General features: G+C 65.1%; 1 protein-coding gene. It reads right to left on the bottom strand.

Going from position 1 to position 607, the window contains the following annotated elements:
• On the bottom strand, positions 1-607 hold a 607-nt coding region (locus GWG65_RS40280; protein ID WP_275200930.1), incomplete at both ends, for a type VI secretion system tube protein Hcp.

Raw genomic sequence — 607 nt, 5'->3', positions numbered from 1 at the left:
AGCATGTCGTGGCCGGTGTTGCTGTCGTGATAGCTGGTCAGCGTGACGTCGCCGAGCTTGAGGTCATAGACGGTGCGGCCGTCGATGCTGATGCCCTGCAGCTCGATCGCGGGAATGTGCTTGCCGGCGGCGACGTCCTTGAGCAGCGCGGTCAGGCCCGAATTGAGATCGAGATCGACGGTGAGCGGCGAGAAGGTCGGCTTGGACGTGCCGCCGCCGCTGGTGGCGCCGATCAGTGCGCTGACGTCAAAACTGTAGTCGATGACGTTGAAGGCGCCCTCATGGTGAAGGCGGGTGGAATCGCCGACGACGCCGTCGATGGTGAGGAAGTAAGCCGCGGCGCTGCCGCCGCCGGTGGGGCTGCCGTCCGGCACGACGGGATCGGGAATATTGACGTCTTCAGTGCTGGTGGCGACGTCCCAGCTGAAGGTGACGGGCGTGCCGATGGCGCCGTTGGGCGACTGCGGCGTGGTGGTGAGGCTGACCTGCTGATAGCTGAAGGCCAGCATGTCGTGGCCGGTGTTGCTGTCGTGATAGCTGGTCAGCGTGACGTCGCCGAGCTTGAGGTCATAGACGGTGCGGCCGTCGATGCTGATGCCCTGCAGCT

The sequence above is a fragment of the Bradyrhizobium sp. CSA207 genome (assembly GCF_029051685.1).
GTDB lineage: Bacteria > Pseudomonadota > Alphaproteobacteria > Rhizobiales > Xanthobacteraceae > Bradyrhizobium.
The sequence above is the reverse complement of the archived record's forward strand: the minus strand, read 5'-3'. Positions and strand labels throughout refer to the sequence as shown.